Here is a 25,831-nt window from a genome sequence, read left to right as displayed (position 1 = left end):
GGAGGCCACTTCGCGCACCATCTGGGCGCCCATGTTCTCGAACTTGTCTTCAAGCTCGATTTCCTTGGCGACGGTGACGCCGTCCTTGGTGATGCGCGGTGCGCCGAACGACTTGTCGAGCACGACGTTGCGGCCCTTGGGACCGAGCGTGACCTTCACCGCGTTGGCGAGGATCTCGACGCCACGCAGCATGCGATCGCGGGCATCGACGCCGAATTTGACTTCTTTAGCTGACATATGTCTGTCTCCGTTTGAAACTGGTCCTCATCCTGAGGAGCCCGCCCTGAGCGGGCGTCTCGAAGGATGAAACGATTGAGCTTGCGGTCTCATCCTTCGAGACGCCGGCTGCGCCGGCTCCTCAGGATGAGGGAGAGGAGAGGGCGCTTAAGCGGCCTTCTTCTTGGCGGCGGGAACGTCGGTGAGAACGCCCATGATGTCGCTCTCCTTCATGATCAACAGCTCGACGCCGTCGAGCTTGACCTCGGTGCCGGACCACTTGCCGAACAGCACGCGGTCGCCGACCTTGAGGTCGATCGGGATCAGTTTGCCGGCTTCGTCGCGGCCACCCGGGCCAACGGCGGTGATTTCGCCCTGGGAGGGCTTTTCCTTGGCACTGTCCGGAATGATGATGCCGCCAGCGGTCTTCTCTTCGGCGTCGATGCGCTTGACTACAACGCGGTCGTGAAGCGGACGGAATTTCATGCAGTCCTCCTAAGTTTCTGGATCTATTACAGAGTTTTGAGTTTTGGCAGTCCACGCCGGCGAGTGCCAGCGCGGCTGGTGGTGACATAGTCCAGTCTGGTCCGGGGAACAAGGGCTTCTAGCAGAAAAACTGGCACTCAAATAGGACGGCTGCCAAAATCATTAATCATGATTAATTCCCCGGAACAGAGCGCGAAACCCCGTATTAGCACGTGCGGTAAGCTGCTGCTAACGCATCATTTTTCAACAGTTCGTTAAACATTTAGGCTTGTGATGGGTTGGTATCGTGCGTCACATTTCTAACATGTGAGCGCATCTCCACCGGGTGGCTCCCGGTCGGCAGCCACCAGATGAATGCGCTCCAGCAATGGAGGTTGGCATGGTCTCGCGGGTTGGCGTTTCCGACGATTTTCGGAAACAGGTGCTGGGTTACGGGCTGACGACGGCGCAAATTCTCTATCGGATGCCGGATCACCCGTCGCTGCTGCAAACCTACGTCTGGCAGAATTACGATCTGTTCCCGAAATTCCCGGCGCTGAAGGACTTTCTCGCGTTCTGGGAGGAAAAGCTCGAAGGCCCGCTGTTCTCCGTCACCGTGGCGCATTCCAAACTGATCAAGCCGGCCGAACTGCGCGCCGTCGACGGCGTGTTCCGGCTGCATTGAGCGGGATCGGGTGGGCATTGCGCGAAGAGCGCGGCTTTGCCCACCCTGCGAATTTCGATTTGTGCTAACCTTTCTCCACCATTCGGAAAGGGAGCACCTCCATGGCCAAGCAGAAGCCGACATCACGGGCCGCGGCCCAAAGCGCCGCGCTGAAAAAATCGCCGTCACCGAAAGCCGTCGCCAAATCCACCGCGCGGCAGATCATCACTGCCAAGAGCACTGCCAAGAGCACTGCCAAGCCCATCAAGGCGCCGCCGAAGCCCGCCGCCAAACGCCCGAAGCAGCGCATCGCCATCAGCCATCACCGCGAAGAGGATTTCAAGGCCGACGGGCTGCGCACTTACGCGCAGTATCGCGATCTCGGCATTGCGGCTGCGACCCACGGCCTGGCTCAGGCCCATGTGATCCGGCTGATCGGACCCTGCAATCCGGCCGAAGTCTCGAAGCTGCACTTCCACGATGTCGAATTCCAGATGGTCTATGTCCTCAAGGGCTGGATCAAAACCTACCTGGAAGGCCAGGGCGAGACCTTGATGAAAGCCGGCAGCGCCTGGACCCAGCCGCCGCGCATCAAGCATCTGATCCTGGACTATTCCGACGACGTCGAATTGCTGGAAGTGATCTTGCCGGCGGAGTTCAAGACGGTCGAACTGGCGTCGTAGGTTAGTCGCCGTCATTGCGAGCGAAGCGAAGCAATCCATCGCGCAACAAGAATGGATTGCTTCGTCGCTGTGTTCCTCGCAATGACGATTACGTCAACACCCCCACGATCGCCCCCATCAGACACGTCGTCAGCGTGCCCGACACGATCGACTTCAATCCCAGCGCATTGATCTCCTCGCGGCGTTGCGGCGCCATGGTGCCGAGGCCGCCGATCATGATGCCGAGGCTGCCGAAATTGGCAAAGCCGCACATCGCATAGAGCATGATCAACCGAGAGCGCGGGTCGAGCGCCTCGGGACCGAGCCTGGACAGGTCGACATAGGCGATCAGCTCGTTCAGCACGGTCTTCACGCCCATCAGGCTGCCGGCCGTGACCGCCTGCGGCCACGGCAGGCCCATCAGCCAGCACACCGGCGCCATGACGTAGCCGAGCATCCGCTGCATCGAAATCGCGGCGCCGCCGATATGCGGCAGCAGCCCGAGGACAGCATTGGCGAGATAGACCAGCGCCACCAGCACCAGCAGCATCGCCACGATGTTGAGCAGCAGCTCGAGCCCGGCGGTGGTGCCCTTGACGATCGCATCCATGGTCGAGGAGGCGTGGATATCCGGATCGGCCTTCGCCACTTTTGCATCGATGAACGCCACGCGGGGATCGCCGCGGGGATCGTCCAGCGCGCCGGCGGTGCGCGCGTCCGACGTCTCCGGCACCATGATCAGGCTGACCAGGATCGCCGCCGGCGCCGCCAGCACCGAGGCGATGACGAAATGTGCCGCCGAATCCGGGATCAGCTGCGACAGCAGGGTAGCGTAGAGCACCAGCACCGTGCCGGCGATGCCGGCCATGCCGACGGTCATGACCAGAAACAGTTCGCTGCGCGTCAGCCGCGCCAGATAGGGCCGGATGAACAGCGGCGCTTCCACCATGCCGAGAAAGATGTTGGCCGCGGTGGACAGTCCGACCGCGCCGCCGACGCCGAGCGTGCGCTCCAGCAGCCACGACATGCCGCGCACCACCGGCGGCAGGACTTTCCAGTAGAACAGCAGCGTGGTCAGCACGCTCATGACCAGCACCACCGGCAGCGCCTGAAACGCCAGGATGAAATCCGCGCCCGGCGCCTTCAGATCGAACGGCAGCGCGCCGCCGCCGAGATAGCCGAACACGAACGAGCTGCCGGCGCGCGAAGCGGCGGAAATGGTCCCGACCGCGTCATTGATGGCGCCGAACGCATGCGCGACGAACGGCAGCTTTGTCAGCGCCACCGCGGTAAGAAAGGTGAAGGCAAGGCCGATCGCGGCCTGCCTCAGCGAAACCGCGTGGCGGTTTTCGCTGAGCGCCCACGCGATCGCGAGCAACGCGAACACGCCGAACGCCGATTGCAGCTGAAGCATGATTCCCCCGAAGTCGGGGATTATGGCAGCGTTGAGAATGTGTGGAAAGGCGGCGTATATACTGGGCAGCGACGTCTCAACACGTCGTCCCTGCGAACGCAGGGACCCATACGCCGTGGCCCCTCAATGAGGACACGGCGGTAGATACCTCGACCAACAGTCAGCGTCGCGGAGTATGGGTCCCTGCGTTCGCAGGGACGACGAGAGAGTGTGCCCTAACCCCGTCCCACGAACGGCATCTTGGTCGCCATCACCGTCATGAACAGGACGTTGGCGTCGAGCGGCAGGTTCGCCATGTAGGCGACGGCGTCGCCGACCGCCTTGGCGTCCATGCGCGGTTCCTGCTTCATCGTGCCGTCGGGTTGCATCACGCCGGGGCCGGCGACCATGCGGTCGGTCATCGGCGTCGCGGCATTGCCGATGTCGACCTGGCCGACCGCGATGTCGTACATGCGGCCGTCGAGGTTGGTGGCTTTTGTCAGTCCGGTGATGGCGTGTTTGGTGGACGTATAGGCCGACGAGAACGGCCGCGGCGCGTGCGCCGAGATCGAGCCGTTGTTGATGATGCGACCGCCGCGCGGAGTCTGGTCCTTCATGATGCGGAACGCGTGCTGGGTACACAGAAACGGCCCGGTCAAATTGGTGTTCACCACCGCCTGCCACTGTTCGAGGCCGAGATCCTCGAAATTCACCGGCGGCGCGCCCATGCCGGCATTGTTGAACAGCAGGTCGAGCCGGCCGTAGACTTCCATCACCTTGGCGAAAAGCGCGGCGATCGATCCGGGGTCGGTCATGTCGGCGGACACCGGGAGGCTCTTGCCGACATTATCGCCGAGCTTCTGCGTTTCCTGCAGCATCTCCATGCGTCGCCCCGCCAGCACCACGGTAAAACCCGCGCTCATCAGCGCCAGCGACGCCGCGCGTCCGACGCCGGTACCGGCGCCCGTCACCAATGCGATCTTGTCGGCCATTGTTTCCCGCCTTTATGTTTTTGGTTGTGTTTCGGTCTTGTAGGGTGGTCTTGGAATGTTCTGGTGCGCCGCGCGCAACGCCGCCGACCAGCGCGAGCGCAGATCGTGGAAATAGGGTTCGCCAGCCTCGATGCGGTGGTTGAGATCGGCGTCGCAGACGTCCGCCCGCACCACCAGTACGTCGATCGGCAGGCCGACGCCGAGATTGGAACGCATGGTCGAATCCATCGAGATCAGGCTGGTCTTCAGCGCTTCATAGAGTTCGACGTCGTAATGCATCGCGCGGTCGAGCACCGGCTTGCCGTATTTGTGCTCGCCGATCTGCAAATAGGGCGTGTCGGTGGTGCATTCGATGAAATTGCCGGCCGGATACACCATGAACAGCCGCATCCGCGAGCCCTTGATCTGGCCGCCGAACAGGAAGGAGACGTCGAAATTGATGTCCTCGGATTTCAGCGCTGCGCCTTCGGTGGCGTTGACCGCGCGGATGGCGCGGCCGATACGCTGCGCCGCCTGGAACATGGTCGGCGCGTTCATCAGCGTCTCGATGGCGCCGGTGTGCGGATCCTCGAGCCCCTCGGTCAGGGTCGACAGCACCGACTGGCTGATCGCCAGATTGCCGGCGCTGGCGATCGCCATGATGCAGTCGCCCGGCTTGTTGAAGATGTGCAGCTTGCGAAAGGTCGAGACGTTGTCGAGCCCGGCATTGGTGCGGGTATCGGCGATCATGACCAGCCCGTCCCGCACCAGCACTCCGCAGCAATAGGTCATTCCGGTCCCCAACACAGCCGAGACGGTCGGCGCGCAACTAGTAGCCAATTTCAGGATGGCATCCAACCCCAATTCCCCCTCAATGCCTCCGCAATTCCCCCGTAAACCCCTCGAGCGCAACCATCTTCGAGCGGCTAAAAGCCCTCCGTCAAATTCGTGGCGGGGCGCGCCCGATGGATTTTGAGGCTGAATGCCACGCACAATCCGCAAGCTCGAACAGAGTTCTCCCTGCGTCGTTGCCGAAGGATCGTGCTGGTTGGCCCACAACATCAGCAGGTAATTTCCCGCGGCAGCCTGATTAGGAAATGACTCCGTCCACGCTTGTGTCGTAGCCTCCGCCATGCGCATCCCGGCCCCGAGCGGGCGGCCCTCGAACAATGCTTACGCTGAGGAGGCTTCGATGGATTTTACACGCCTGGCGATCAATCGCCGCACCGCGCTGCTGACGTCGGCTGCCATTGCCGCCAATGTCATCAACCCGCTGCGGGCCCTTGCGCAGGAAACGCCGCGCAAGGGCGGCGTGTTCAACGTGCACTACGGCGCCGAGCAGCGCCAACTCAACCCCAGCATCCAGGCGTCCACCGGCGTCTATATCATCTCGGGCAAGATCCAGGAGAACCTGGTCGATCTCGACGCCGACGGCAAACCGGTCGGCGTGCTCGCGGAAAGCTGGGAGGCCTCGCCCGACGGCAAGACGGTCACTTTCAGGCTGCGCAAGGGTGTCACCTGGCACGACGGCAAGCCCTTCACATCGGCGGACGTGGCGTTTACCGCCATGAACATGTGGAAGAAGATCCTGAACTACGGCTCGACGCTGCAGCTGTTTCTCACCGCCGTCGACACGCCCGATCCGCACATCGCGATCTTCCGTTACGAGCGGCCGATGCCGCTCAACCTGCTGCTGCGCGCGCTGCCGGACCTCGGCTATATCTCGGCCAAGCATCTCTATGAATCCGGCGATATCAGGCCGAACCCGGTCAACCTCGCGCCGGTCGGCACCGGTCCGTTCAAGTTCGTCAAATACGAGCGCGGCCAGTATGTCATGGCCGACCGCAATCCGGACTACTGGCGTCCCAACGCGCCCTATCTGGACCGCATCGTCTGGCGCGTCATCACCGATCGGGCGGCGGCCGCGGCGCAGATGGAGGCCGGCGAATTGCATTACAGCCCGTTCTCGGGTCTGACCATTTCGGACATGTCGCGGCTGTCCAAGGACAAGCGTTTTGTCGTCTCGACCAGGGGCAATGAAGGCAATGCACGCACCAATACCCTTGAGTTCAATTTCCGCCGCAAGGAGCTGTCGGATATCCGCGTTCGCCGCGCCGTCGCGCACGCCATCAACGTGCCGTTCTTCATCGACAATTTTCTCGGCGATTTCGCCAGGCTCGGAACCGGTCCGATTCCCTCGACCTCGACCGACTTCTATCCCGGCGCCGGCACGCCGCAATATCCTTACGACAAGGCGAAGGCAGCGGCCTTGCTCGACGAAGCCGGATACAAGCGCGGCTCCGGCGGAACCCGCTTCTCGCTGCGCCTGCTGCCGGCGCCGTGGGGCGAGGACATCTCGCTGTGGTCGACCTTTATCCAGCAATCGCTGTCCGAAGTCGGGATCACGGTCGAAATCGTGCGCAACGACGGCGGTGGCTTCCTCAAGCAGGTCTATGACGAGCACGCCTTCGATCTTGCCACCGGATGGCACCAGTACCGCAACGATCCCGCGGTCTCGACCACGGTGTGGTACAGATCCGGCCAGCCCAAGGGCGCGCCCTGGACCAACCAGTGGGGATGGCAGGACCCGGCGGTGGACAAGACCATCGACGACGCCGCGACCGAGGTGGATCCGGCCAGGCGCAAGGCGCTGTATGCCGAGTTTGTCAAGCAGGTGAACACGGAAGTGCCGGTCTGGATGCCGATCGAGCAGATCTTCGTGACGGTGATCAGCGCCAGGGCGCGCAATCACTCCAATACGCCGCGCTGGGGGTCGTCGAGCTGGCACGATCTTTGGCTTTCCGCGTGACGTAAACTCCGACAAGATGGCCCGATGCGCATCTTCAGACTAGCGGGGCGGCGTCTGGCCGCCTCGATTCCCACCTTGGCCCTGATCCTGGTCGGCGTATTTCTGCTGCTGCAGTTCGCGCCCGGCGACACCGTCGACGCCATGATGGCGCAGATGGGCGGCGGCGACGCCGCCACCGCGAAGGAACTGCGCAAGTTCTACGGGCTTGACCTTTCGATCCCGGCGCAACTCGGCAATTACCTCTGGCGCCTGATCCGGCTCGATCTCGGCTTCTCCTCGATCTATGGCAAGCCGGTGGCGTCGGTCATTCTGGAACGGCTGCCGCCGACCATCCTGCTGATGACGGCGTCGCTGTCGTTCGCCTTCTTCTTCGGCATCGTGTTCGGCGTTATCGCCGCGCGCGGCGTCAACAAATGGCCCGATACGCTGATCTCGATTTTGGGTTTGATCTTTTACGCCACCCCGTCGTTCTGGTTCGGACTGATGGCGATCGTGGTGTTCTCGATCTATCTACAGTGGTTGCCGGCCGGCGGCTTCGAGAACATCGGCGCGTTGCAGACCGGTATCTGGCGCACCCTCGACATCGCCCGTCATCTCGTGCTGCCAACCCTGACGCTCGGGCTGATCTTCCTCGCCATCTACCTGCGCATCATGCGCGCCTCGATGCTCGAGGTGCTCAACCTCGATTACGTCCGGACCGCGCGCGCCAAGGGGCTCGACGAGACCCGGGTGGTGATCCGTCACGTGCTGCGCAACGCGCTGCTGCCGATGGTGACGCTGATCGGGCTGCAGGCCGGCACCATGCTGGGCGGTTCCGTCGTGGTCGAGAGCGTGTTTTCGCTGCCCGGCCTCGGCCGTCTCGCCTACGAATCCGTGGTGCAGCGCGACCTCAACACGCTGCTCGGGATCGTCTTCGTCTCGGCTCTGCTGGTCATTGTCGTGAATTTTGCCGTCGACCTGGTCTATGCCCGGCTCGATCCGCGCATCGCGGCGGAGGGTTAGCGCGGTGGACGCGGTCAAACGATACTTTCGCAGTCCCGCCGCCGTCACCGGCCTTGTGCTGCTGCTGTTCGTGGTGGCGATGGCGCTCAGCGCCAGCTGGTTCTATCCGCGCGAGCCGCTGGCGCTGGCCGGGCGGCCCCTGATCTGGCCGTTCTCGAATCCACGCTTCCTGCTCGGCACCGACAATTCCGGCCGCGATATCGCGGCGCAAATCCTCTATGGCGCGCGGATTTCGCTTCTGATCGGCGGGGTCGCCACCCTCATCGCGATTGCCATCGGCATCCTGATCGGCGCGCTTGCCGGTTATTATGGCGGCTGGATCGACACGGTGCTGATGCGCATCACGGAGGCGTTCCAGACGCTGCCGAATTTCGTGCTGCTGCTGGTGCTGGTCGCGGTGTTCGGCTCGACCCTGACCACGGTCACCATTGCCGTCGGCGTGGTGTCGTGGCCGGCGCCGGCCCGGCTGACGCGCGCCGAGTTCCTGTCGCTGCGCAACCGGGAATTCGTCCAGGCCGGGCGCACCCTGGGCATGAAGGATATCCAGCTGATCCTCGGCGAGATCCTGCCCAATGCCTTGCCGCCGATCATCGTCTACGCCAGCGTCATCATGGCGGTTGCGATCCTGCTCGAAAGCGCGCTGGCGTTTCTCCGCCTCTCCGATCCCAACGTCGCCTCCTGGGGCAATCTGATCGGCCTCGGCCGCGACGTGCTGCGGGTGCAGTGGTATGTCTCGGCGATCCCCGGCATTGCGATCCTGGTCACGGTCCTGGCGGTCTCGCTGGTCGGGCAGGGATTGAACGACGCGCTGAACCCGAGGCTCAAGGGGCGATGAGCGAAGCCGCCCCGACCATCCTGACCATCGAGGGACTCGGCGTGAGCCTGCCCGCCGGCGCGGACCGCTCGCATGCGGTGTCCGGCGCGTCGCTCGCGATTGCCGCCAACGAAATCCTGTGCGTGGTCGGCGAATCCGGCTCCGGCAAGTCGGTAATGGCGAACGCCATCATGCGGCTGCTGCCGAAAGAGGTCACCATCGATGCCGGCCGGGTGATGTTCGAAGGCCGGGACCTCGCGGCCGCCACCACGGCCGAGATGCGCGCCGTGCGTGGCGCCGGCATCGCGATGATTTTTCAGGAGCCGATGACGGCGCTAAATCCGCTGCGCACCATCGGCGACCAGATCGGCGAGATGTTCTCGATCCACACCGGTCTGTCGAAAGCCGCCATCCGCGCCAGGGTCCAGGCACTGCTGGAAGACGTACGAATCCCCGATCCCGAAAGTGCCGCCAGGGCTTATCCGCACGAATTGTCGGGCGGTCAGCGCCAGCGTGCCATGATCGCGATGGCGCTGGCGCTCGATCCGCGGCTCCTGATCGCGGACGAGCCGACTACCGCACTCGACGTGACCACGCAGGCCCAGATCCTGACGCTGATCCGGGAGCTGCAGCAGCGGAAAAAGACCGCGGTGTTGTTCATCACCCATGATTTCGGCGTCGTCGCCGAGATCGCCGACCGCGTCGCGGTCATGCAGCAGGGGCATATCGTGGAGCAGGGCGATGCCGCCTCGGTGCTCTACCGCCCGCAACATCCCTACACCCAACAACTGATCGCGGCGGTGCCGCCGCTGACGGCGCCGCCGCCGCGGACGCTGCCCGATCAAATGATCCTGACCATTGACAACGTGTCCAAGACGTTCCGCACCGGCGGATTTCTCGGGCGCGGCGCGCGGGTGACGCATGCGGTGAAAAATGTTTCGCTTGAACTGCCGCGCGGGGCGACGCTGGGGATCGTCGGCGAATCCGGATCCGGCAAATCGACGCTCGCCCGTTGCATCGTCCGGCTGATCGATCCCGATGCCGGCGCGATCGTGCTGGAGGGCAAGGACTGGGCGAAACTGACGCGCGAGCAGGTCCGCCGCGAGACCCGCCATATCCAGATGGTGTTTCAGGATCCGTTCTCGTCGCTCAACCCCCGCCGCAAGGCCGCGGAGCTGGTCGCCCAGGGACCGATCGTGCACGGCACCCCGCGGGCGCAGGCCATCGCCGACGCCAAGGAGCTGTTCGCGCTGGTCGGGCTCGACCCCTCGGCCAGCGACCGCTTTCCGCACGAATTTTCCGGCGGCCAGCGTCAGCGCATCGGGTTGGCGCGCGCGCTGGCGCTGCGGCCGGAAGTGCTGGTCGCGGACGAGGCGGTGTCGGCGCTGGACGTATCGGTGCAGGCGCAGGTGCTGAAACTGCTCGCTGGATTGCGCGAGCGGTTCGGCCTCTCCATCGTGTTCATCACCCACGATCTCCGGGTCGCCGCGCAGATCTGCGACCTCGTGGCGGTCATGAAGGACGGCGAGGTGGTGGAGCACGGGCTCGCCGGTGAAGTGTTCGGCAATCCGCAGCATCCCTACACTAGGGCGTTGCTGGATTCGATTCCCGGCGGCGAGTTCGCCAGGAAGCACGCGACGTCGGTGTTCACCTGACGGCGCCGTCTCAGGCGATTTCGCGCGCGTCGCGCCGCCGGTAGATCATCAGCATCAGCGGCGCGAGCTTGCGCATGAGGCCATGCGCGGGAATCGCGACCGGCTCGGTGAACGGCAGCGCCAGATCGGCCTGCGGTGTGCCGCGCACCGCCTTCGACAGCTCATCGCCGAGCGCGATCGACAGCGCGACGGCGCGGCCGTTGCAGCCGGTCCAGCCATAGGCGTCGGGCCCGAGCCGGTGAATGCGCGGCAGGAAATCCGTTGTCATCCCGACATAGCCGTTCCAGACATAATCGAACGCGACCGGTCCGATCTGCGGCCACAGCCGCTGCAGGCGCTCGCCGACCCGCTGTTTGATTCGCTCCACCTTGTTGCCGGGGCCGATCACGGCCCCGCCGGTCACCAACCGGTTGCGCGCGTCATAGCGCGCGAAATAGAGTTCGCCATGGGTATCGGACATCGCCTGCCGGCCGGGAATGATGGTTTTGCGGGCCGCCTCGGACAGCGGCTGCGTCGCCATCTGCCAGGACAGCACCGGCATCACCTCGTGGGCGATTTCGGGCATCAGGGTTTTGGAGAATTCGCCGGTATAGGCGTTGGTCGCCACGATCAGCGCCCGGCCGCTGATCTCGCCCTTTTCGGTCTTGACCACCCAGCGGTCGCCCTTCCGTTCGAACGAGATCGCGGGCGAGCGCGCGTAAATCCGGCCGCCTTGATCGAGCACCACGCGGGCGAGGCCGCGCGCCAGCGCCAGCGGGTTGATATGCCCGCCGGTCCTGTTCCAGAAGCCGCCGAACCAGGCCTCCGAGCCCAGCATCTGCCGGGTCTGGTCGCGCGACAGCATCTCGACATCGGCGCCGAATTTCGACCATTGCCGCACCCGCCGCTCGGCGATCTTGATGCGCCCCGGTGAATGAACCGGCTGCACCCAGCCGGCCTGTTCCTGCTCGGCCTGGATCTGATAACGCCTGGCGACATCGAACAGCGTGGAAGCGCTGTCGCGCAGCAGCGCGACAAAGCGCTCTCCGACCGCGCCGTGTTTCGCGATGATGTCTTCGGGATCGGGCCGCGACAGGGTCGGAATCACCTGTCCGTTGTTGCGCCCTGAGGCGCCCCAGCCCGGCTCCATGGCCTCCAAGATGGCCACGTCGACGCCGGCCTCGCGCAGATGCAGCGCCGTCGACAGGCCCGTGAAACCGCCGCCGATGACGATGACATCAGCCTCGGCGGTCCCTGCGAGTTCCGGCAACTCCGGACCGGGCGGCGTCGCCGCGGCCCATAGCGAGTCGGGCCAGCGGACATTTGCGGTATGCATCGTTATGCTTTCCTTGCCGTCGATGATCTGGTTAGCTTAGAGCCCAATTCACGCCGGGGAAACAACAGAGTGCCGCTCCAGAATGTCATCGGAATCGACCATGCCGTCGTCATGGTCAAAGACCTCGACGCCGCCGCCGTGAACTGGAAGCGGCTCGGCTTCACCATCTCGCCGCGCGGCACCCACAGTGCCAAGATGGGATCGGGCAACTACACCATCATGCTCGACCCTGACTACATCGAATTGCTCGGCGTGCTGACCGACACCGAACACAATGCGCCGGCGCGGGCCTTTCTCGCCAAGCGCGAGGGCATCGAACGCATCGCTTTCACCGCGGTGAACTCGGCCGATGGTGCCGAGGAGATTCGCGCGCGCGGCTATGAGCCGATCGGGCCGACCGATTTCGAACGCCCGGTGACGATGCCGGATGGCAGCCTGTCGGCGGCCAAATTCACCACCTTTCAATGGCCGGTAGCCGAAGCGCCGGGCGGATTGCGCATCTTCGCCTGCCAGCACAAGACCCGGGAAACCGTCTGGATTCCCGAACTGATGAAACACGCCAACGGCGCGCAACGGCTGAAACAGGTGCTGGTCGTCTCGACCGAGCCCGCCAAGGACGCCGCGCATCTCGGACGCATGATCGACCGCGACGTCAGGGCCGAGGCGGATGGCGCCATCGCGGTGCCCTCCGGCTCGGACCGCGCCGATTTTGTGTTCCTCACCCGCGACCAGTTGGGCAAGCGCTATCCGGAAGTCGCGTTCGCCGGACTGCCTGAGCGCGGCAGCGCCGGCATGGTGATCGCGACATCGGATCTTGCGGCGGCGGAGAAGGCGGTCGGGAACGCCGGTTTCCGCAGCGCCGGGGCCGTCTGCGTTCCGCCTGCGACGGCGAATGGCACGCTACTGGTGTTTGTGGGGGCATAGTCTGAGATCGTCATTGCCACGCCACTGAACTCTCCGCCGTCATCGTCCGCGAACGCGGACGATCCAGTACGCAGCGGCATCTCGGTTCTATCGCTGAAGCCGACGATTACTGGATACCCCCGCCTTCGCGGGGTCCTCGCAATGACGACGGACTATGCCTTCCTTGCCATCTTCACCCTGTCGATGATGCTTCCCAGAATTCCCTTCGGCAGGAAGATGATGAAAACCACCAGCAGCACGCCGTAGACCAGGTTGTCCCAGCCGACTGCCTTGGTGCCGAAGCCGATGCGCAGGGTCTCCGCCAGCAGGATGGTGATGATGGCGCCGACCGTCGGTCCGAGCGACACGTAGAGGCCACCGACGATAACGGCGAATACCATCTGCAGCGACACCGCGATGCCGCTCACCGTGTCCGGAGAGATGAACATCTGGTACTGGCTGTAGAGCGAGCCGGCGAGTGAGGTCATCAACGCCGAAATCACCGTGATCTTGAGCTTTTCCCAGGTCACGTTGACGCCGGCTGCGGCCGCGGCGTCCTCGTCCTCGGAAATCGCCTCCAGGGCATAGCGGTCCATGCTGCGGTCGACCCATTTCCAGATCGCCAGGCCCGCGGCCCAGACCCCGAGCGCGATCAGGTACCAGGTGACCTTGTCGTCGAATTGCAGCGCCCAGATCTGGCTGCCCTTGGTGCGGTCGGGCGTGTAGCCGAGCGAGCCGCCGGTGTAGTCGCGGGTCGCGGTAATCACCTGCAGCACGATTCCCGACAGCGCCAGCGTGACCAGCACGAAATAATGGCCGGTGATGCGGAAGCGGAAACACGGATAGGCCACGATCATCGCCAGTATCGCGGCGGCGACCATTGCAATGGGAATGCCGATCCACGGCGATACGCCGAGATGATTCCACAGCAATGCCGTCACATAGGCGCCGACGCCCATGAAGCCGCCATGGCCGAGCGAAACCAGGCCGAAGCGACCCATCATCGACCACGACGTATAGGCGAACGACCAGATCAGGATCAGGATCAGGATGTGCAGATGGTAGGGCTCGCGATAGACGAACGGGAGCGCGATCAGCGCCGCGCCGGCGATCCAGGGGAGGGACTGTTTTGCGGTCACGAGCGCCTCGCCAGCAGCCCGGCGGGCCGGATGAACATCATGACGATGAAGAAGGCGAAGGCCAGCACGTAACCCCATTCGAGATCCGAGAACAGCCCGCCGAGCGAGATGATCTCGGCGAACACGAACGCCGCCACGAAGCCGCCCACGAAATTGCCCAGTCCGCCCAGCACGACGATCAGGAAGGTGATCGGGCCGAACGACAGACCGACGAAGGGATGGATGTCGTATTGCAGCACCAGGAGGCAGGCGGCGAGGCCGGCGAGCGCGCCGCCCAGCGCCGAAGTGATGAGATAGATCCGGCGGGTATCGACGCCCATCAGCGCCATGATCTGGCGGTCCTGCGAGATGGCGCGGATCGCGGTGCCGACATAGGTCTTCTTCATGAAGTAATAGACCAGCGTCATGCCGATCAGGGCCGCGGCGAACGCCAGCAGGCGGGAATAGCTGAAATGCATCTCGGCGAACTTCAGCACCGGCATCCTGATGCCGAGGTTGCGGAAGTCGATGCCGAAGGCGACGGTGGCGAAGCTCTGCAGTACGAACAGCACGCCGCCGGTCGCGAGCAACTGGTTGATCGGCGGCGCCGTGAGCAGCGGAGCGATCACCAGCAGATGCAGCAGCGCGCCCAGCCCCGCGACCAGCAGGATGGTGAAGGGCGCCGCCACATAATAGGGCAGTCCGAAAGCCTGGACCATGTAGTACATGCCGTACATGCCGATCATGACCAGTTCGGCGTAGCAGATCCAGGTGACGTCGATGACGCCGAAGATCAGGTTCAGCCCCAGCGCCAGCAGCGCCAGCACGCCGCCGAGCAGGATGCCGTTCACCATGGCTTCGAGCAGGTAGATGTCGAAAATGTCCGTCATCGTTTTACCGCCACTCCAAAATCCTAGACGCCGAGATAGGCTTGCCGGATCGAGTCGTTCGCCAGCATCTCCGCCGAGCTGCCGGAAGCGCGGATCGAGCCTGCCTCCAGCAGATAGGCGCGATCGACCACTTTCAGCACCTGCTGCACGTTCTGCTCGACGATCAGCACCGTGAGGCCGCCGCCGCGAATTCGTTTCACCAGTTCGAACACCTGCTGCACCACGACCGGCGCAAGGCCCGCCGAAGGCTCGTCCAGCAGCAGCAATTTCGGATCGGACATCAGCGCGCGGCCGATCGCGCACATCTGCTGCTCGCCGCCCGACATGGTGCCGGCCATCTGGTGGCGGCGTTCCTTCATGCGCGGAAACAGGTCGAACACGAATTCCAGCCGTTCGGCGAAGCGGGCCCGCGCCTCCGGCATGAAGGCGCCCATCTTGAGATTGTCTTCCACGGTAAGGCGGGGAAACAGCCGGCGGTTCTCCGGCACATGCGCAATGCCGAGGCTGACGATGCGATGCTCCGGCGTCTTCAGGATGTCGGTGCCTTCCATCGAGATGGAGCCTGCGCGCGGCCGGATCAGGCCGGAGATCACCCGCATCAGGGTGGTCTTGCCGGCGCCGTTGGGGCCGATCACGCCGACCGCTTCGCCCGCCTTGACGTCGAGACTGACGCCGAACAGCGCCTGGAAGGTGCCGTAGCCCGCGTCGATCGATTTCAGTTCCAGCATGCGCGCGCTCCCTTACCGACGCGCTTCGGCGGCTGCGGCTTGCGTTGCAACGGCGTCGGTGCCGAGATAGACCTCGACCACCCGCGGATCGCTCGACACCTGGCTCGGCAGCCCCTCGGAAATCTTCTCGCCGTGATCCAGCACCATCACGCGATCGACCACCCGCATCAGCACCCCCATGATGTGCTCGACCCAGATGATGGTGATGCCGAGTTCGTCGCGGATTTTGCGCAGCATATCGGCGGCCTGGTCCATCTCGTGCTCGTCGAGCCCGCCCAGGCTTTCGTCGGCCAGCAGCAGTTTGGGGCCGGTCGCCAGCGCTTTCGCGAGCTCCAGCTTCTTCAGCCCCGCGGCGCCGAGACCATCGACCAGAGCGTGGCGGTCGGCAGTCAGGCCGACCATGCCGAGCGCGCGCTCGGCGGCTTCCTCGGCCTTGATGCGGCTGTGGCGGCCCTGGCCGAAATAGCCGGCCAGCGCCACATTCTCGAAGATCGTCAGCCGGTGGAACGGCCGCGGGATCTGGAAGGTGCGGCCGATGCCGCGATTGATGATGCGATGCGGCGCGAGCCCCGAGATCTCGCTGCCGTCGAATTGCATCGATCCCGCCGACGGCGCGAACGTGCCGGACAGCATGTTGAAGATCGTGCTCTTGCCCGAACCGTTCGGGCCGATCAGGCCGAGAATCTCGCCCTGTTCGACCCGGAACGATACCTGGTTGACAGCCGTGAAGCCGCCAAACCGCTTTACCAAGCCCTCAACTACCAGCACGACGGTCCCTTATGTTTTGTCTTGTAGCTTGCGTTGGGACTTGCTTCCTCGGGACGTCTACTTGTTGCTGTAGGTCGAGCCTGCCGGCAGCGGCAGGATGGCTTCGCGTTGCGCCTGGCTCTTCGGCCACACCACCGACGACTTGTCGTCGATGTACTGGATCACCACCGGGAACGAACGCTCGTTCTGACCGGCCATCGCGCCGTCCGCGTGGAACTTGACGCCGAAGCCGAGCATGGTGCCGCCTTCGGGCAGGTCGAGCTCCAGCGCCGCCTTGCGCAGGGCTTCCGGATCGACGCCGCCATATTTCTTGATGGCGCGCGGCAGCACTTCGGTCAGGAAGACGTAGGTGTTGGAGGCGGCCATGCCGACATGCGCCGAGCGGATGGCAATGCCCGGCTTGGCCTTGTCGAACTCCTCACCGACCATCTTGATGACCGGCGGCAGCTTGGGGTCCATGTTTTTCTGGTTGGCGAGCCAGATCGAGATCGGATCGACGTTGAAGAAGTGGTTGACGTCGCCGCCGAGACTTTCCTTCAGCTTCTCGTACACGCCGTAGCCGGCGCCATGACCGATCAGCGCGCCGAATTTCAGGCCCTGCTCGCGCGCCTGGCGCAGCATCAGCGTGATGTCGGGGTTATAGCCGGTATGAAAAATTACATCCGGCCGGGCACGCTTCAGTTTTGTCACCAGCGCCGACAGGTCGGGCGCGGTGGCCGCATAGCCTTCCTTCAATACCACTTCGAAGCCGGCCTTCTTGGCGCCGGCCATATTGCCCTTGGCGACGTCGACGCCATAGGCGCCGTCCTCGTGGATGATGGCGACGCGCAGGTCCTTGGGCTCCTTGCCCAGCTTCTCCTTGGCGTTGTTGGCGATGAAGTCCATCGCGATCAGGCCGAACTGGTCGCCGCTCGCCTGCGGACGGAAGATGTACTTGAAATTCTTGCCGTCGAGCACCGCCGAGGAAATACAGGTGGTGATCCACATGAATTTCTTGAGCTGCTCGACGCGGGCGGCCACCGGCACGCACTGCGCCGACGAGAAGAAGCCGAGCAGCATGTCGACCTTTTCCTGCTCGATCAGCCGGATCGCCTCGTTGATGGCGACGTCGGGCTTGCTCTGGGCGTCGGCATAGACCGCCTCGACCTTGTAACCCTCCACCAGCGTCTTGGCGTAGGAGTCGAGCATGATCTTGGCGCCGGTGTATTGCAGCTCCGAGCCGCCGCCAGCGAGCGGGCCGGTCAGGTCGTAAATCACGCCGATCTTGATTTTCTTTTCCTGGGCATGGGCGGAAGACGCCACACCCAGCGCCGCTATCGCGGCCACGAGCCCGCCAATCACACGGGCAGCCTTACGCACCGGCATCAAAACCTCCCTGGAAAATTGTGCATTGCGCTTATTGTTATTGTGGTTCCCCATCACACGGGGAGTACGGACCGATGTCAAGCGTCAAGCATCGTCGAACCGGCGCAAAGGCGCCGACCATCATGTCACACGACGAGAAAGTGCATCTTTGCCGGCGCGCAATTGCGCGCGGCGGAATGAAGGGCGTTACGACTGGGTTTGCGACTGGCCCTGCCGTCCGCCCACTTGTTCGACCCTGACCGCCACCGTCAGGGTCTCCATGCCGCCGCCATAGCGGGTGCCGCGCACCGGTGCGGCGCCAAGATAATCGAGGCCGATGGCGACGCGGGCGTGGGCGTCGGTGGTGCAGATGGCGTTGGCCGGATCGAATCCGACCCAGCCGAGGTCGGGCACGAAGGCTTCCGCCCAGGCGTGGCCGGCCTGCTGCTGGACCATGCCGTCGGAGCGCAGGAAGTGCCCGGCGACGAAGCGCGCCGGCACGCCGCCGGTGCGCGCGCAGGCGATGAAGATATGCGCGTAGTCCTGGCACACCCCGCGCTTCAGCGCGAAGGCTTCCACCGCCGAGGTGCCGCTGTTGGTGGGGTCTTCGTCGAACGTCATGTGTTCGTTGATCTGCATCATCAGCGCATGCAGAAAGCCGAGCACGTCGCTCTCCGATTCCGAGCGCAGCTCGCGCGCGAAGTTCGCCATCGCCGGATTGACCACGGTCAGATCGGTCGAACGCAGGAACAGGCTCGGCGGAAACCGCTCGTCGGTGCCGCGCAGCACGCCGCCGGTGTCGTGGGTCTCGATCAGGCCCTCGACCGTGATGGTAAGGTCGGCGATCGCGCCTTCGGTCAGGACATGCGTGACATTGCCGAACGCGTCCTGATGCACCTGGAGCCGGGAGTCGGTGGTGACGTCGATCTGCCATTCGGCGACGTACTGGCCGTCATGGCTGCCCGGCGTCATGCGCAGAATCTGGATCACGCCGGTGGCCGGCGGTTCGTAGCGATAGCTGGTGGAATGGGCAATTCGCAGGCGCATGGCGTGTACAACTCTTGTCCGCTGTCATTCCGGAGCGATGCTTCGCATCGCCCCGGAATGACGATACTCCATCAGATCAGATACTGTTTGGTGATGATTTCGCCGAGCCGCCCGTTGTCCAGAATGAATTCCTGGATGAATTCATGCACGCCGCGCTGGAAGATGTCGTCCATGTGGCTGTGCTCCAGCCGATTGCGGACGCCGCGGGCGTGGCGCTGGGCAGCGCCCTGGCGGCCATAGGCGACGCCGATCTGGTCGAGATTGCGCACCAGGTTGCCGTAGCAGCTCGCCAGTGAACGCGGCAGCGAATCGTTGAGGATCAGGAGATCGGCGATCAGCCACGGTTTCAGCGTCTCGCGGTAGACCCAGTGATAAGCGGTCAGCGCCGAGACCGAGCGCAGGATCGAGGTCCACTGGTAGTAATCGAGCGGGCCGCCGACATGTTCCTCTTCGGGCAGCAGCACGTGATATTTGACGTCGAGGATGCGGGCGGTGTTGTCGGCGCGCTCCAGATGCAGGCCGAGCCGCGAGAACCAGTAGGCGTCGTTGCGCAGCATGGTCCGGTAGGCCGAGCCGTCGAACCGCAGCGAGGTTTCCTGCACGAAGCGCAGGAATTTCGCCAGTTCCTCGCGCGTCTTGGTGCCCTTGCCCCAGACCTCCTGCAGGTCGATCCAGGCGGAGTTGATGTTGTCCCACATCTCGGAGGTCAGCGCGGTGCGTACCGAGCGCGAATTCAGCCTGGCGTTTTCGATGCAATTCTTGATCGAGGAGGGATTGGCCGGCGAGAACGACAGGAATTCGACGACGTTCTGTTCGTCGGCTTCCTCGTAGATTTCGTAGAAGCTGGCGCTGACGCCGGCGGTCAGCAGCGCCGAATCCCATTCGTTGGTCTTGCCGATATAGGTGTTCGGCAGTGCTGTGACCCGCAGCGTCGCCTCGATGGTGCGCGCGAGATATTCGGCGCGTTCGACGTAACGGGCCAGCCAGTACAGGTTTTCGGCGGTGCGTGACAGCATGCGGGAATCTTGCTCTCTCTACTCGTCCAGTATCCACGTGTCTTTGGTGCCGCCGCCCTGGCTGGAATTGACCACCAGCGATCCCTCCTTCAGCGCGACCCGCGTCAGCCCGCCGGGCACGATGGTGACGTGGTTGCTGCCGGTCAGCACGAACGGCCGGAGATCGACGTGGCGCGGCGCGAGGCCGGATTCGACGCAGGTCGGGCAGGTCGACAGCGCCAGCGTGGGCTGCGCGATAAAACCCTCGGGCTCGCGCTTGAGCTTGTCGCGGAACGCTTCGATGGTTGCCTTGGTGGCGGCGGGCCCGATCAGCATGCCGTAGCCGCCGGAGCCATGCACTTCTTTCACCACCAGTTCGCTCAGATTATCGAGCACGTAGGCCAGATCCTTCGGCTCGCGGCAGCGCCAGGTCGGCACATTCTTCAGGATCGGCTCTTCGCCGAGATAGAATTTCACCACTTCGGGCATGTAGGAATAGACCGCCTTGTCGTCGGCGATGCCGGTGCCGACCGCGTTGGCCAGCGTGACGTTGCCGGCCGCATAGGCCGACATCAGCCCGGGCACGCCGAGCGCCGAATCGGGGCGGAAGGTGAGGGGATCGAGGAAGTCGTCGTCGACCCGGCGGTAGATCACGTCGACCCGCTTCAGGCCCTCGGTGGTGCGCATGAACACTTCGTCGTTCTTGACGATGAGGTCGCGGCCCTCGACCAGTTCGATGCCGAGCTTGTCGGCGAGGAACGAATGCTCGTAATAGGCGGAATTGTAGACGCCGGGGGTCATCAGCGCCACCGTCGGCTCCGACGAGGCGCTGAGCGGCGCCACCGAGCGCAGCGCCGACAAGAGTTCGTCCGGATATTTTTCCACCGGCGCGACGCGGTGGCGGGCGAACAGGTCGGGAAACAGCCGCATCATGATTTCGCGGTTTTCCAGCATGTAGGACACGCCGGAAGGCGTGCGCGCATTGTCCTCCAGCACGTAGAACTCTTCCGGATCGATGCGGACGATGTCGATGCCGGCGATGTGGACATAGACGTCGTGCGGCACGTGCTGGCCGTTCATCTCCGGCCGGAACACCGGGTTCTGGAAGATCAGGTCGTCGGGAATGATGTTGGCGCGCAGGATGTCGCGGCCGTGATAGATGTCGCGCAGGAACATGTTGAGCGCGCGCACGCGCTGCTTCAGGCCCTTCTCCAGGATGGCCCATTCCTTCGCCGCCATGATTCGCGGGATAACGTCGAACGGGATCAGCCGTTCCTGGGCTTCGGCGTCGCCATAGACGGCAAAGGTAATGCCGATCCGGCGGAACAGCAGTTCCGCCTCCTGGCGGCGATATTCCAGCGCCTCCGCGGGCGTTTCTTTCAACCAGCGGGACAGTTCCTGGTAGGCCGGCCGGATCTCGCCGCCGGGCCCATTCATTTCATCGAACGCAACTGCCATATATCCCGACGCTTTTCCAAGGTCATTCCGAGCCCGTTCCAGGACCATGCGCGACAGTGCATGACTGAAAGGGATGGTAGCAAGCGCCGGGCCAGCGCGATATGCATTCACCGGGGGCATTTGGTAGGGAGGGTTCCACCAGCTGCCTCAAAAAACGGCTGGCCGGTGCTTATTTCGGCAGCAAAACCCCGTGACTTCAAGGCGTTGCTTGCGCACAGTCACGATAGAGGGCGAGGGAGAGGTTATGAGCGAGATCGTCACCGCGGGCATTCTGGTGATCGGCGACGAGATCCTGTCCGGCCGGACCAAGGACAAGAACATCGGCTTTATCGCCGAATACCTCACCAATATCGGGATCGACCTCAAGGAGGTCCGCGTCGTCGCCGACGAGGAGGCCGACATCATCGCCGCCCTTGATGCGCTGCGGCATCGCTACGAGTACGTCTTTACCACCGGCGGTATCGGGCCGACCCATGACGACATCACCGCCGACGCCATCGCCAAGGCGTTCGGCGTCGGCATCGACCACCATCCGGAAGTCGTGGCGCGGTTCAAGGAGCGCTGGGGTGCGCAGGATCTGAACGAGGCCCGGCTGCGCATGGCGCGGATCCCCGACGGCGCCGAACTGATCCAGAGCGCCACCATTCTCGCGCCAGGCTTCAAGATCGGCAATGTCATCGTGATGGCGGGGGTGCCGACCATCATGCAGGCGATGATGGACATCGTGGCGCCGAAGCTGAAATCCGGCGTGCGGATGCTGTCGGAATCGGTTCGCGCCAATGCGCGGGAAGGCGACGTCGGTGGCCCCCTGCGCGAAATCGCCAACGCGCATCCGGACACCGTGATTGGCAGCTACCCGTTCATCGACGACGAAAAGAAGCCGAACACCAATCTCGTGGTCCGCTCGCGCGATCCGGAAAAACTCACTGCCGCGATGAACGCGGTCAAGGAGATGCTGGCGGGACTGAACATCACCACCCGCTAGCGGATCATTCGAAAGCGGAGCGGGAAGCGCGTCGTGGACAAGAATTCGTTCTTCTGGAAGATCGTCCGCGGCGAGCTGCCGCCGCCGCCCTGTGCGGTGACGCTCGGCATCGAATTCGCCGCAATCGATGGCGAACGCGGCACCGCCGAGGTCACGTTCGAGGCGAAGCAGGAATTCCTCAATCCGGCCGGCAACGTGCAGGGCGGCTTTCTCGCCGCCATGCTCGACGACACCATGGGCCCGGCGCTCACCGCGACGCTGGACGCCGGCGAATTCGCGCCGACGCTGAACCTCAACGTCCAGTTTCACCGACCGGCGAAAGCAGGGCCGCTGAGCGGTGTCGGGCGCGTGGTGCTGCGCGGCAGGGAAGTCTGCCAGCTCAGCGCCGAACTCATGCAAAACGACAAGATCGTCGCCACCGCGACGGCCACGGCCATTATCCGGAAGATGTAGGGGAACGATGATGGCCGAGCATCCGGAACTGAGCGCGCAGGAGAAGGCCGGCAAGGCCTTTCCGGTATCGTGGGACCAGTTTCACCGGGATTGCCGGGCGCTGAGCTGGCGGCTCAATGCCGTCGGGCCGTTTCATGCCATGGTCGCGATCACCCGCGGCGGACTGGTGCCGGCGGCGATCGTCGCGCGCGAGCTCGGCATTCGCGTGATCGATACCGTCTGCATCGCCAGCTACGACCATACCAAACAAGGTGAGTTGCAGGTTCTCAAGGACGTTTCGTCGGAAGTGGCAAGACTCGGCGGCGGCACCGGCAAAGGATTGTTGATCGTCGACGATCTCGTCGATACCGGCAAGACCGGGCGGCTGGTGCGCACGATGATGCCGGACGCGCATTTCGCGGCGGTTTACGCCAAGCCGCAGGGACGGCCGCTGGTCGACACGTTCATTACCGAAGTGTCGCAGGACACCTGGATCCATTTTCCCTGGGATACCGCGCTGTCATTCCAGCCGCCGATCCGCGACGGCAGGGTGTGATAAGGGCGAATAGCGAGTAGCGAATGGCGAATAGAGCGGTATTATTCGCCATTCGCTACTCGCCATTCGCCAGGCCCCCATGCCGCTGCAAAACCGCGTCACGCCCACCGGCGACATCGTCGCCACCCCGCATCGTGGCCTGTTCACCGGCAATCGCGGTATCATCCACGATCCCGAAACCAAAACCCTGACGCGGCGCTGGGCCAGCCAGGCGTGGCTCACCTGCGTCTGCGAATTCCGGGGCCGCCGGCGCGCGGTGATGGCCACTCGCAGCTGGACCGAGCTGTTCTTTCTCGATGAAGCGACCGCGCTCGCCGCCGGGCATCGCCCCTGTTTCTATTGCCGCCGCGACGATGCCGACCTGTTTCGCAGTTGCTGGGAACAGGGCAACGGGGTGAGCCGGGTGCTCGCGCGCGACATCGATGCCGTGCTTCACCGCGAGCGGCTGGATCGCGGCAGGAAGCGGCTCACTCCGCTGGCGGTGCCGCTGCGCGAATTGCCCGACGGCGCGATGCTGCAGGAGGGGGCGGAGAGTTATCTGGTCGTGCAGGGTCGGCCGTTAAAATGGTCGTTCGCAGGCTACCACGCCGCGGCCGGCGCGATCTGGGGCCCGATGCTGTTGACGCCACCCTCGACGCTGCGCGCGCTGGCGGCGGGTTATGTTCCGGTGCTGCATCCGAGCGTGGCTTTGATTGCCACAACAGCTCCGCCGTCATCCCTCGCGTAACGGCTTCGCCGTTATCGCGAGGGATGACGGGTCACCCCAGCCTCTGCCGTGCCAGCTTCGCGCCCGCGCCCAGCGCCATCAGCTTCGCTTCCGCGATATCTCGGCGCATTGGCGCCATGCCGCAATTGGTGGTCGCGATGATGTTGCTCTTCGGCACGAACTTTGAGACGGCCTCGATCACCTTGACGACATCCTCCGCGGTTTCGACGGTGTCGCTGGCGACATCGATCACGCCGGCCTGCACGATCTTGCCGGTGAGCAGCGCCAGCAGGTCCAGCGGCACCTTTGAATTGCGGCATTCGATCGCGACTTGCTGGATCGGACTTTTGGCGATCGCCGGAAAGATATCCTCGTACTGCCGCCACTCGGCGCCCAGCGTTTCCTTCCAGTCGGTATTGGCCTTGATGCCGTAGCCGTAGCAGATGTGCACGGCGGTGGCGCAGGTCAGGCCCTCGGCGGCGCGCTCCAGCGCCTTGATGCCCCAGTCCGAGACCTCGTCCATGAAGACGTTGAAGGCGGGCTCGTCGAACTGGATCATGTCGACGCCGTCGGCCTGCAGGGCCCTGGCTTCCTCGTTGAGCAGTTCGGCAAAGGCGAACGCCATCTTGACGCGATCGCCATAATAACCGTCGGCGACGGTATCGATGATGGTCATCGGGCCGGGCAGGGTGAATTTCAGTTTTCGCGTGGTGTGGGTGCGGGCGACACGGGCCTCGTCGGCATGGACGCGGCCCTTCAGCCGCAAGGGCGCCACCACCTGCGGCACCATCGCCTTGTAGCGGTCCTTGCGGATTCCCATCTCGACCTTGTGCGCGAAATCGATGCCCTCGATCTTCTCCATGAAGCCATGGACGAAATGCTGGCGCGCCTGCTCGCCCTCGGTGACGATGTCGATGCCGGCATCTTCCTGCAGTTTCACCGCCAGCAGGGTGGCGTCGCGTTTGGCCCGCGCCAGTTCCTCGCCTTTGGATTTCCAGGGCGCCCACAGCGTATTGGGCTCGGCCAGCCATTCCGGCTTCGGCAATGAGCCTGCGATCGTGGTTGGAAACAGCATCGTGGGCCTCCCCTTGGGGTTATCGTTTGCGCCTGTGTGGCATGTTCGGCAGTCGCCCCACAAGACCGCCTTGATGACTGGAAGGCGGAGACGTCGCGGGCTAGGATGTGGGCAGCTTCCCTCAAGGATCAGCCATGATCGACCTGCACTACGCGCCGACGCCGAACGGCTGGAAAATCTCGATCATGCTGGAGGAACTCGGGCTGCCCTACACCGTGGTTCCTGTCAACATCCGCTCCGGCGAACAGTTTCGCCCGGAATTCCTGGCCATCAGCCCGAACAACCGGATTCCCGCCATCGTCGACCACGCGCCATCTGATGGCGGCGAGCCGTTTTCGGTGTTCGAGACCGGCGCGATCCTGATCTACCTCGCCGACAAGACCGGCCGCTTTCTGCCCAGCGATATGCGCGGCCGTTCCAGGGTGGTGCAGTGGGTGATGTGGCAGATGAGCGGGCTTGGACCGATGCTCGGCCAGCACGGCCATTTCGCTCTTTATGCCGCCGAGAAAATTCCCTATGCGATCGAACGCTACCGCGACGAGGCGGCCAGGCTCTATGGCGTGCTCGATCGGCAACTCGGCAAGACCGGGGCTTATGTGGCGGGCGATGAGTATTCCATCGCCGACATCGCCTGCTTTCCCTGGACCATGACTCACAAGGCGCAGGGCTTCACCCTCGACGCTTACCCGCATGTCAAACGCTGGTACGCCGTGATCCGCGCCCGGCCGCAGGTGCAGGCGGGGCTGGCGATCGGCAAATTCGTCAAGGAACCGTTCGACGAGGAAGCGCGCCGGAATATGTTCGGGCAGAAGGCGAAGGAGATGGCGGGAAAGACGTGAGGGCAATTCCTCATGGTGAGG

The 25,831-nt window shown here is 63.9% G+C and carries 27 protein-coding genes; 12 read left to right on the top strand and 15 right to left on the bottom strand.

Translation table 11 applies throughout. The annotated features are described in order from the left end of the window. Together Q8N40_RS08690 and Q8N40_RS08685 are read right to left on the bottom strand one after the other, a co-directional pair. Positions 1-237 (bottom strand): TCP-1/cpn60 chaperonin family protein (locus tag Q8N40_RS08690; protein ID WP_305711527.1); only part of this gene is annotated, 237 nt, incomplete at its 3' end. Positions 238-384: 147 nt separating this feature from the next. Beyond that, positions 385-702 (bottom strand): co-chaperone GroES, encoded by a 318-nt coding sequence (locus tag Q8N40_RS08685; RefSeq protein WP_304869979.1) that lies wholly within the window; start codon positions 700-702, stop codon positions 385-387. 379 nt (positions 703-1,081) lie between these two features. On the opposite strand from Q8N40_RS08685, the gene Q8N40_RS08680 reads away from it, so the two are divergent. After that, a complete protein-coding gene (locus tag Q8N40_RS08680) occupies positions 1,082-1,366 on the top strand; it encodes an usg protein (RefSeq protein WP_291860270.1) in 285 nt (94 codons plus the stop codon). A 101-nt stretch (positions 1,367-1,467) separates the two neighbouring features. Beyond that, complete coding sequence (locus Q8N40_RS08675; protein WP_305318419.1) at positions 1,468-2,028, top strand: cupin domain-containing protein; 561 nt, start codon at positions 1,468-1,470, stop codon at positions 2,026-2,028. A gap of 88 nt (positions 2,029-2,116) precedes the next feature. Here the strand turns inward: Q8N40_RS08675 and Q8N40_RS08670 are convergent, their stop codons facing one another. The 3 genes from Q8N40_RS08670 to Q8N40_RS08660 all read right to left on the bottom strand — a co-directional run bounded on the left by Q8N40_RS08670 (position 2,117) and on the right by Q8N40_RS08660 (position 5,163). Continuing rightward, positions 2,117-3,421 carry a NupC/NupG family nucleoside CNT transporter gene (locus Q8N40_RS08670; protein WP_305711526.1) on the bottom strand — a complete coding sequence of 435 codons (1,305 nt, stop codon included), beginning with the start codon at positions 3,419-3,421 and terminating at the stop codon, positions 2,117-2,119. Between the two features lie 215 nt (positions 3,422-3,636). After that, complete coding sequence (locus Q8N40_RS08665) at positions 3,637-4,392, bottom strand: SDR family oxidoreductase (protein ID WP_305711525.1); 756 nt, start codon at positions 4,390-4,392, stop codon at positions 3,637-3,639. A gap of 12 nt (positions 4,393-4,404) precedes the next feature. Beyond that, a complete protein-coding gene (locus Q8N40_RS08660) occupies positions 4,405-5,163 on the bottom strand; it encodes a peptidase (RefSeq protein WP_305711524.1) in 759 nt (252 codons plus the stop codon). Positions 5,164-5,563: 400 nt separating this feature from the next. Between Q8N40_RS08660 and Q8N40_RS08655 the strand changes: the two genes are divergently transcribed. The 4 genes from Q8N40_RS08655 to Q8N40_RS08640 are packed head-to-tail and all read left to right on the top strand — an operon-like array spanning position 5,564 to position 10,651. Further along, positions 5,564-7,180 carry an ABC transporter substrate-binding protein gene (locus Q8N40_RS08655; protein ID WP_305711523.1) on the top strand — a complete coding sequence of 539 codons (1,617 nt, stop codon included), beginning with the start codon at positions 5,564-5,566 and terminating at the stop codon, positions 7,178-7,180. A gap of 24 nt (positions 7,181-7,204) precedes the next feature. Continuing rightward, positions 7,205-8,182 (top strand): ABC transporter permease, encoded by a 978-nt coding sequence (locus Q8N40_RS08650; RefSeq protein ID WP_305318144.1) that lies wholly within the window; start codon positions 7,205-7,207, stop codon positions 8,180-8,182. 4 nt (positions 8,183-8,186) lie between these two features. Beyond that, the gene (locus Q8N40_RS08645; RefSeq protein ID WP_305711522.1) at positions 8,187-9,017 is read left to right on the top strand and encodes an ABC transporter permease; all 831 of its coding nucleotides are present in this window, start codon (positions 8,187-8,189) and stop codon (positions 9,015-9,017) included. Next, positions 9,014-10,651 carry an ABC transporter ATP-binding protein gene (locus tag Q8N40_RS08640; RefSeq protein ID WP_305318142.1) on the top strand — a complete coding sequence of 546 codons (1,638 nt, stop codon included), beginning with the start codon at positions 9,014-9,016 and terminating at the stop codon, positions 10,649-10,651. The genes Q8N40_RS08645 and Q8N40_RS08640 overlap by 4 nt, the downstream gene beginning before the upstream one ends. Positions 10,652-10,661: 10 nt before the next feature. Here the strand turns inward: Q8N40_RS08640 and Q8N40_RS08635 are convergent, their stop codons facing one another. After that, positions 10,662-11,966: an FAD-binding oxidoreductase gene (locus Q8N40_RS08635; RefSeq protein ID WP_305711521.1), complete on the bottom strand. Its 1,305-nt coding sequence runs from the start codon at positions 11,964-11,966 to the stop codon at positions 10,662-10,664. A 69-nt stretch (positions 11,967-12,035) separates the two neighbouring features. Between Q8N40_RS08635 and Q8N40_RS08630 the strand changes: the two genes are divergently transcribed. Further along, positions 12,036-12,890, top strand: a complete 855-nt coding sequence (locus Q8N40_RS08630; RefSeq protein WP_305318140.1) for a VOC family protein — start codon at positions 12,036-12,038, stop codon at positions 12,888-12,890. Positions 12,891-13,042: 152 nt separating this feature from the next. Here the strand turns inward: Q8N40_RS08630 and Q8N40_RS08625 are convergent, their stop codons facing one another. The 8 genes from Q8N40_RS08625 to Q8N40_RS08590 all read right to left on the bottom strand — a co-directional run bounded on the left by Q8N40_RS08625 (position 13,043) and on the right by Q8N40_RS08590 (position 21,217). Next, complete coding sequence (locus Q8N40_RS08625) at positions 13,043-14,008, bottom strand: branched-chain amino acid ABC transporter permease (RefSeq protein ID WP_305711520.1); 966 nt, start codon at positions 14,006-14,008, stop codon at positions 13,043-13,045. Continuing rightward, the gene (locus Q8N40_RS08620) at positions 14,005-14,877 is read right to left on the bottom strand and encodes a branched-chain amino acid ABC transporter permease (protein WP_305318138.1); all 873 of its coding nucleotides are present in this window, start codon (positions 14,875-14,877) and stop codon (positions 14,005-14,007) included. Before Q8N40_RS08620 ends, Q8N40_RS08625 begins: the two co-directional genes overlap by 4 nt. Positions 14,878-14,900: 23 nt before the next feature. Beyond that, entirely contained in the window at positions 14,901-15,605 is a 705-nt protein-coding gene (locus Q8N40_RS08615; protein WP_305318137.1) for an ABC transporter ATP-binding protein, read from the bottom strand. Between the two features lie 12 nt (positions 15,606-15,617). Further along, positions 15,618-16,373 carry an ABC transporter ATP-binding protein gene (locus Q8N40_RS08610; RefSeq protein ID WP_305711519.1) on the bottom strand — a complete coding sequence of 252 codons (756 nt, stop codon included), beginning with the start codon at positions 16,371-16,373 and terminating at the stop codon, positions 15,618-15,620. A gap of 57 nt (positions 16,374-16,430) precedes the next feature. Then, positions 16,431-17,738: an ABC transporter substrate-binding protein gene (locus Q8N40_RS08605; RefSeq protein WP_305711518.1), complete on the bottom strand. Its 1,308-nt coding sequence runs from the start codon at positions 17,736-17,738 to the stop codon at positions 16,431-16,433. A 186-nt stretch (positions 17,739-17,924) separates the two neighbouring features. Then, positions 17,925-18,764, bottom strand: coding sequence for a transglutaminase family protein (locus Q8N40_RS08600; RefSeq protein ID WP_305318134.1), 840 nt, complete (start codon positions 18,762-18,764; stop codon positions 17,925-17,927). A gap of 71 nt (positions 18,765-18,835) precedes the next feature. Beyond that, entirely contained in the window at positions 18,836-19,780 is a 945-nt protein-coding gene (locus Q8N40_RS08595) for an alpha-E domain-containing protein (RefSeq protein ID WP_305318133.1), read from the bottom strand. A gap of 18 nt (positions 19,781-19,798) precedes the next feature. After that, positions 19,799-21,217: a circularly permuted type 2 ATP-grasp protein gene (locus Q8N40_RS08590; protein ID WP_305318132.1), complete on the bottom strand. Its 1,419-nt coding sequence runs from the start codon at positions 21,215-21,217 to the stop codon at positions 19,799-19,801. Between the two features lie 244 nt (positions 21,218-21,461). On the opposite strand from Q8N40_RS08590, the gene Q8N40_RS08585 reads away from it, so the two are divergent. The 4 genes from Q8N40_RS08585 to Q8N40_RS08570 all read left to right on the top strand — a co-directional run bounded on the left by Q8N40_RS08585 (position 21,462) and on the right by Q8N40_RS08570 (position 23,917). After that, positions 21,462-22,202, top strand: coding sequence for a molybdopterin-binding protein (locus Q8N40_RS08585; protein ID WP_305318131.1), 741 nt, complete (start codon positions 21,462-21,464; stop codon positions 22,200-22,202). A 33-nt stretch (positions 22,203-22,235) separates the two neighbouring features. Next, positions 22,236-22,655: a PaaI family thioesterase gene (locus tag Q8N40_RS08580; protein ID WP_305711517.1), complete on the top strand. Its 420-nt coding sequence runs from the start codon at positions 22,236-22,238 to the stop codon at positions 22,653-22,655. Positions 22,656-22,662: 7 nt separating this feature from the next. Next, entirely contained in the window at positions 22,663-23,190 is a 528-nt protein-coding gene (gene gpt, locus Q8N40_RS08575; RefSeq protein WP_305318129.1) for a xanthine phosphoribosyltransferase, read from the top strand. A gap of 79 nt (positions 23,191-23,269) precedes the next feature. Beyond that, a complete protein-coding gene (locus tag Q8N40_RS08570; RefSeq protein WP_305318128.1) occupies positions 23,270-23,917 on the top strand; it encodes a hypothetical protein in 648 nt (215 codons plus the stop codon). A gap of 31 nt (positions 23,918-23,948) precedes the next feature. On the opposite strand, the gene Q8N40_RS08565 is transcribed toward Q8N40_RS08570, so the two are convergent. After that, positions 23,949-24,971 carry a methionine synthase gene (locus Q8N40_RS08565; RefSeq protein WP_305318127.1) on the bottom strand — a complete coding sequence of 341 codons (1,023 nt, stop codon included), beginning with the start codon at positions 24,969-24,971 and terminating at the stop codon, positions 23,949-23,951. 134 nt (positions 24,972-25,105) lie between these two features. Here Q8N40_RS08565 and Q8N40_RS08560 point away from each other — a divergent pair, with 134 nt between their 5' ends. Continuing rightward, positions 25,106-25,810 carry a glutathione binding-like protein gene (locus tag Q8N40_RS08560; protein WP_305711516.1) on the top strand — a complete coding sequence of 235 codons (705 nt, stop codon included), beginning with the start codon at positions 25,106-25,108 and terminating at the stop codon, positions 25,808-25,810. Positions 25,811-25,831 lie beyond the last annotated feature (21 nt).

Origin of the sequence: Bradyrhizobium sp. (assembly GCF_030693485.1) — a bacterium.
Taxonomy (GTDB): Bacteria; Pseudomonadota; Alphaproteobacteria; order Rhizobiales; family Xanthobacteraceae; genus Bradyrhizobium.
Note: the sequence above shows the minus strand (reverse complement) of the source record. Positions and strands in the feature narration are given on the sequence as shown.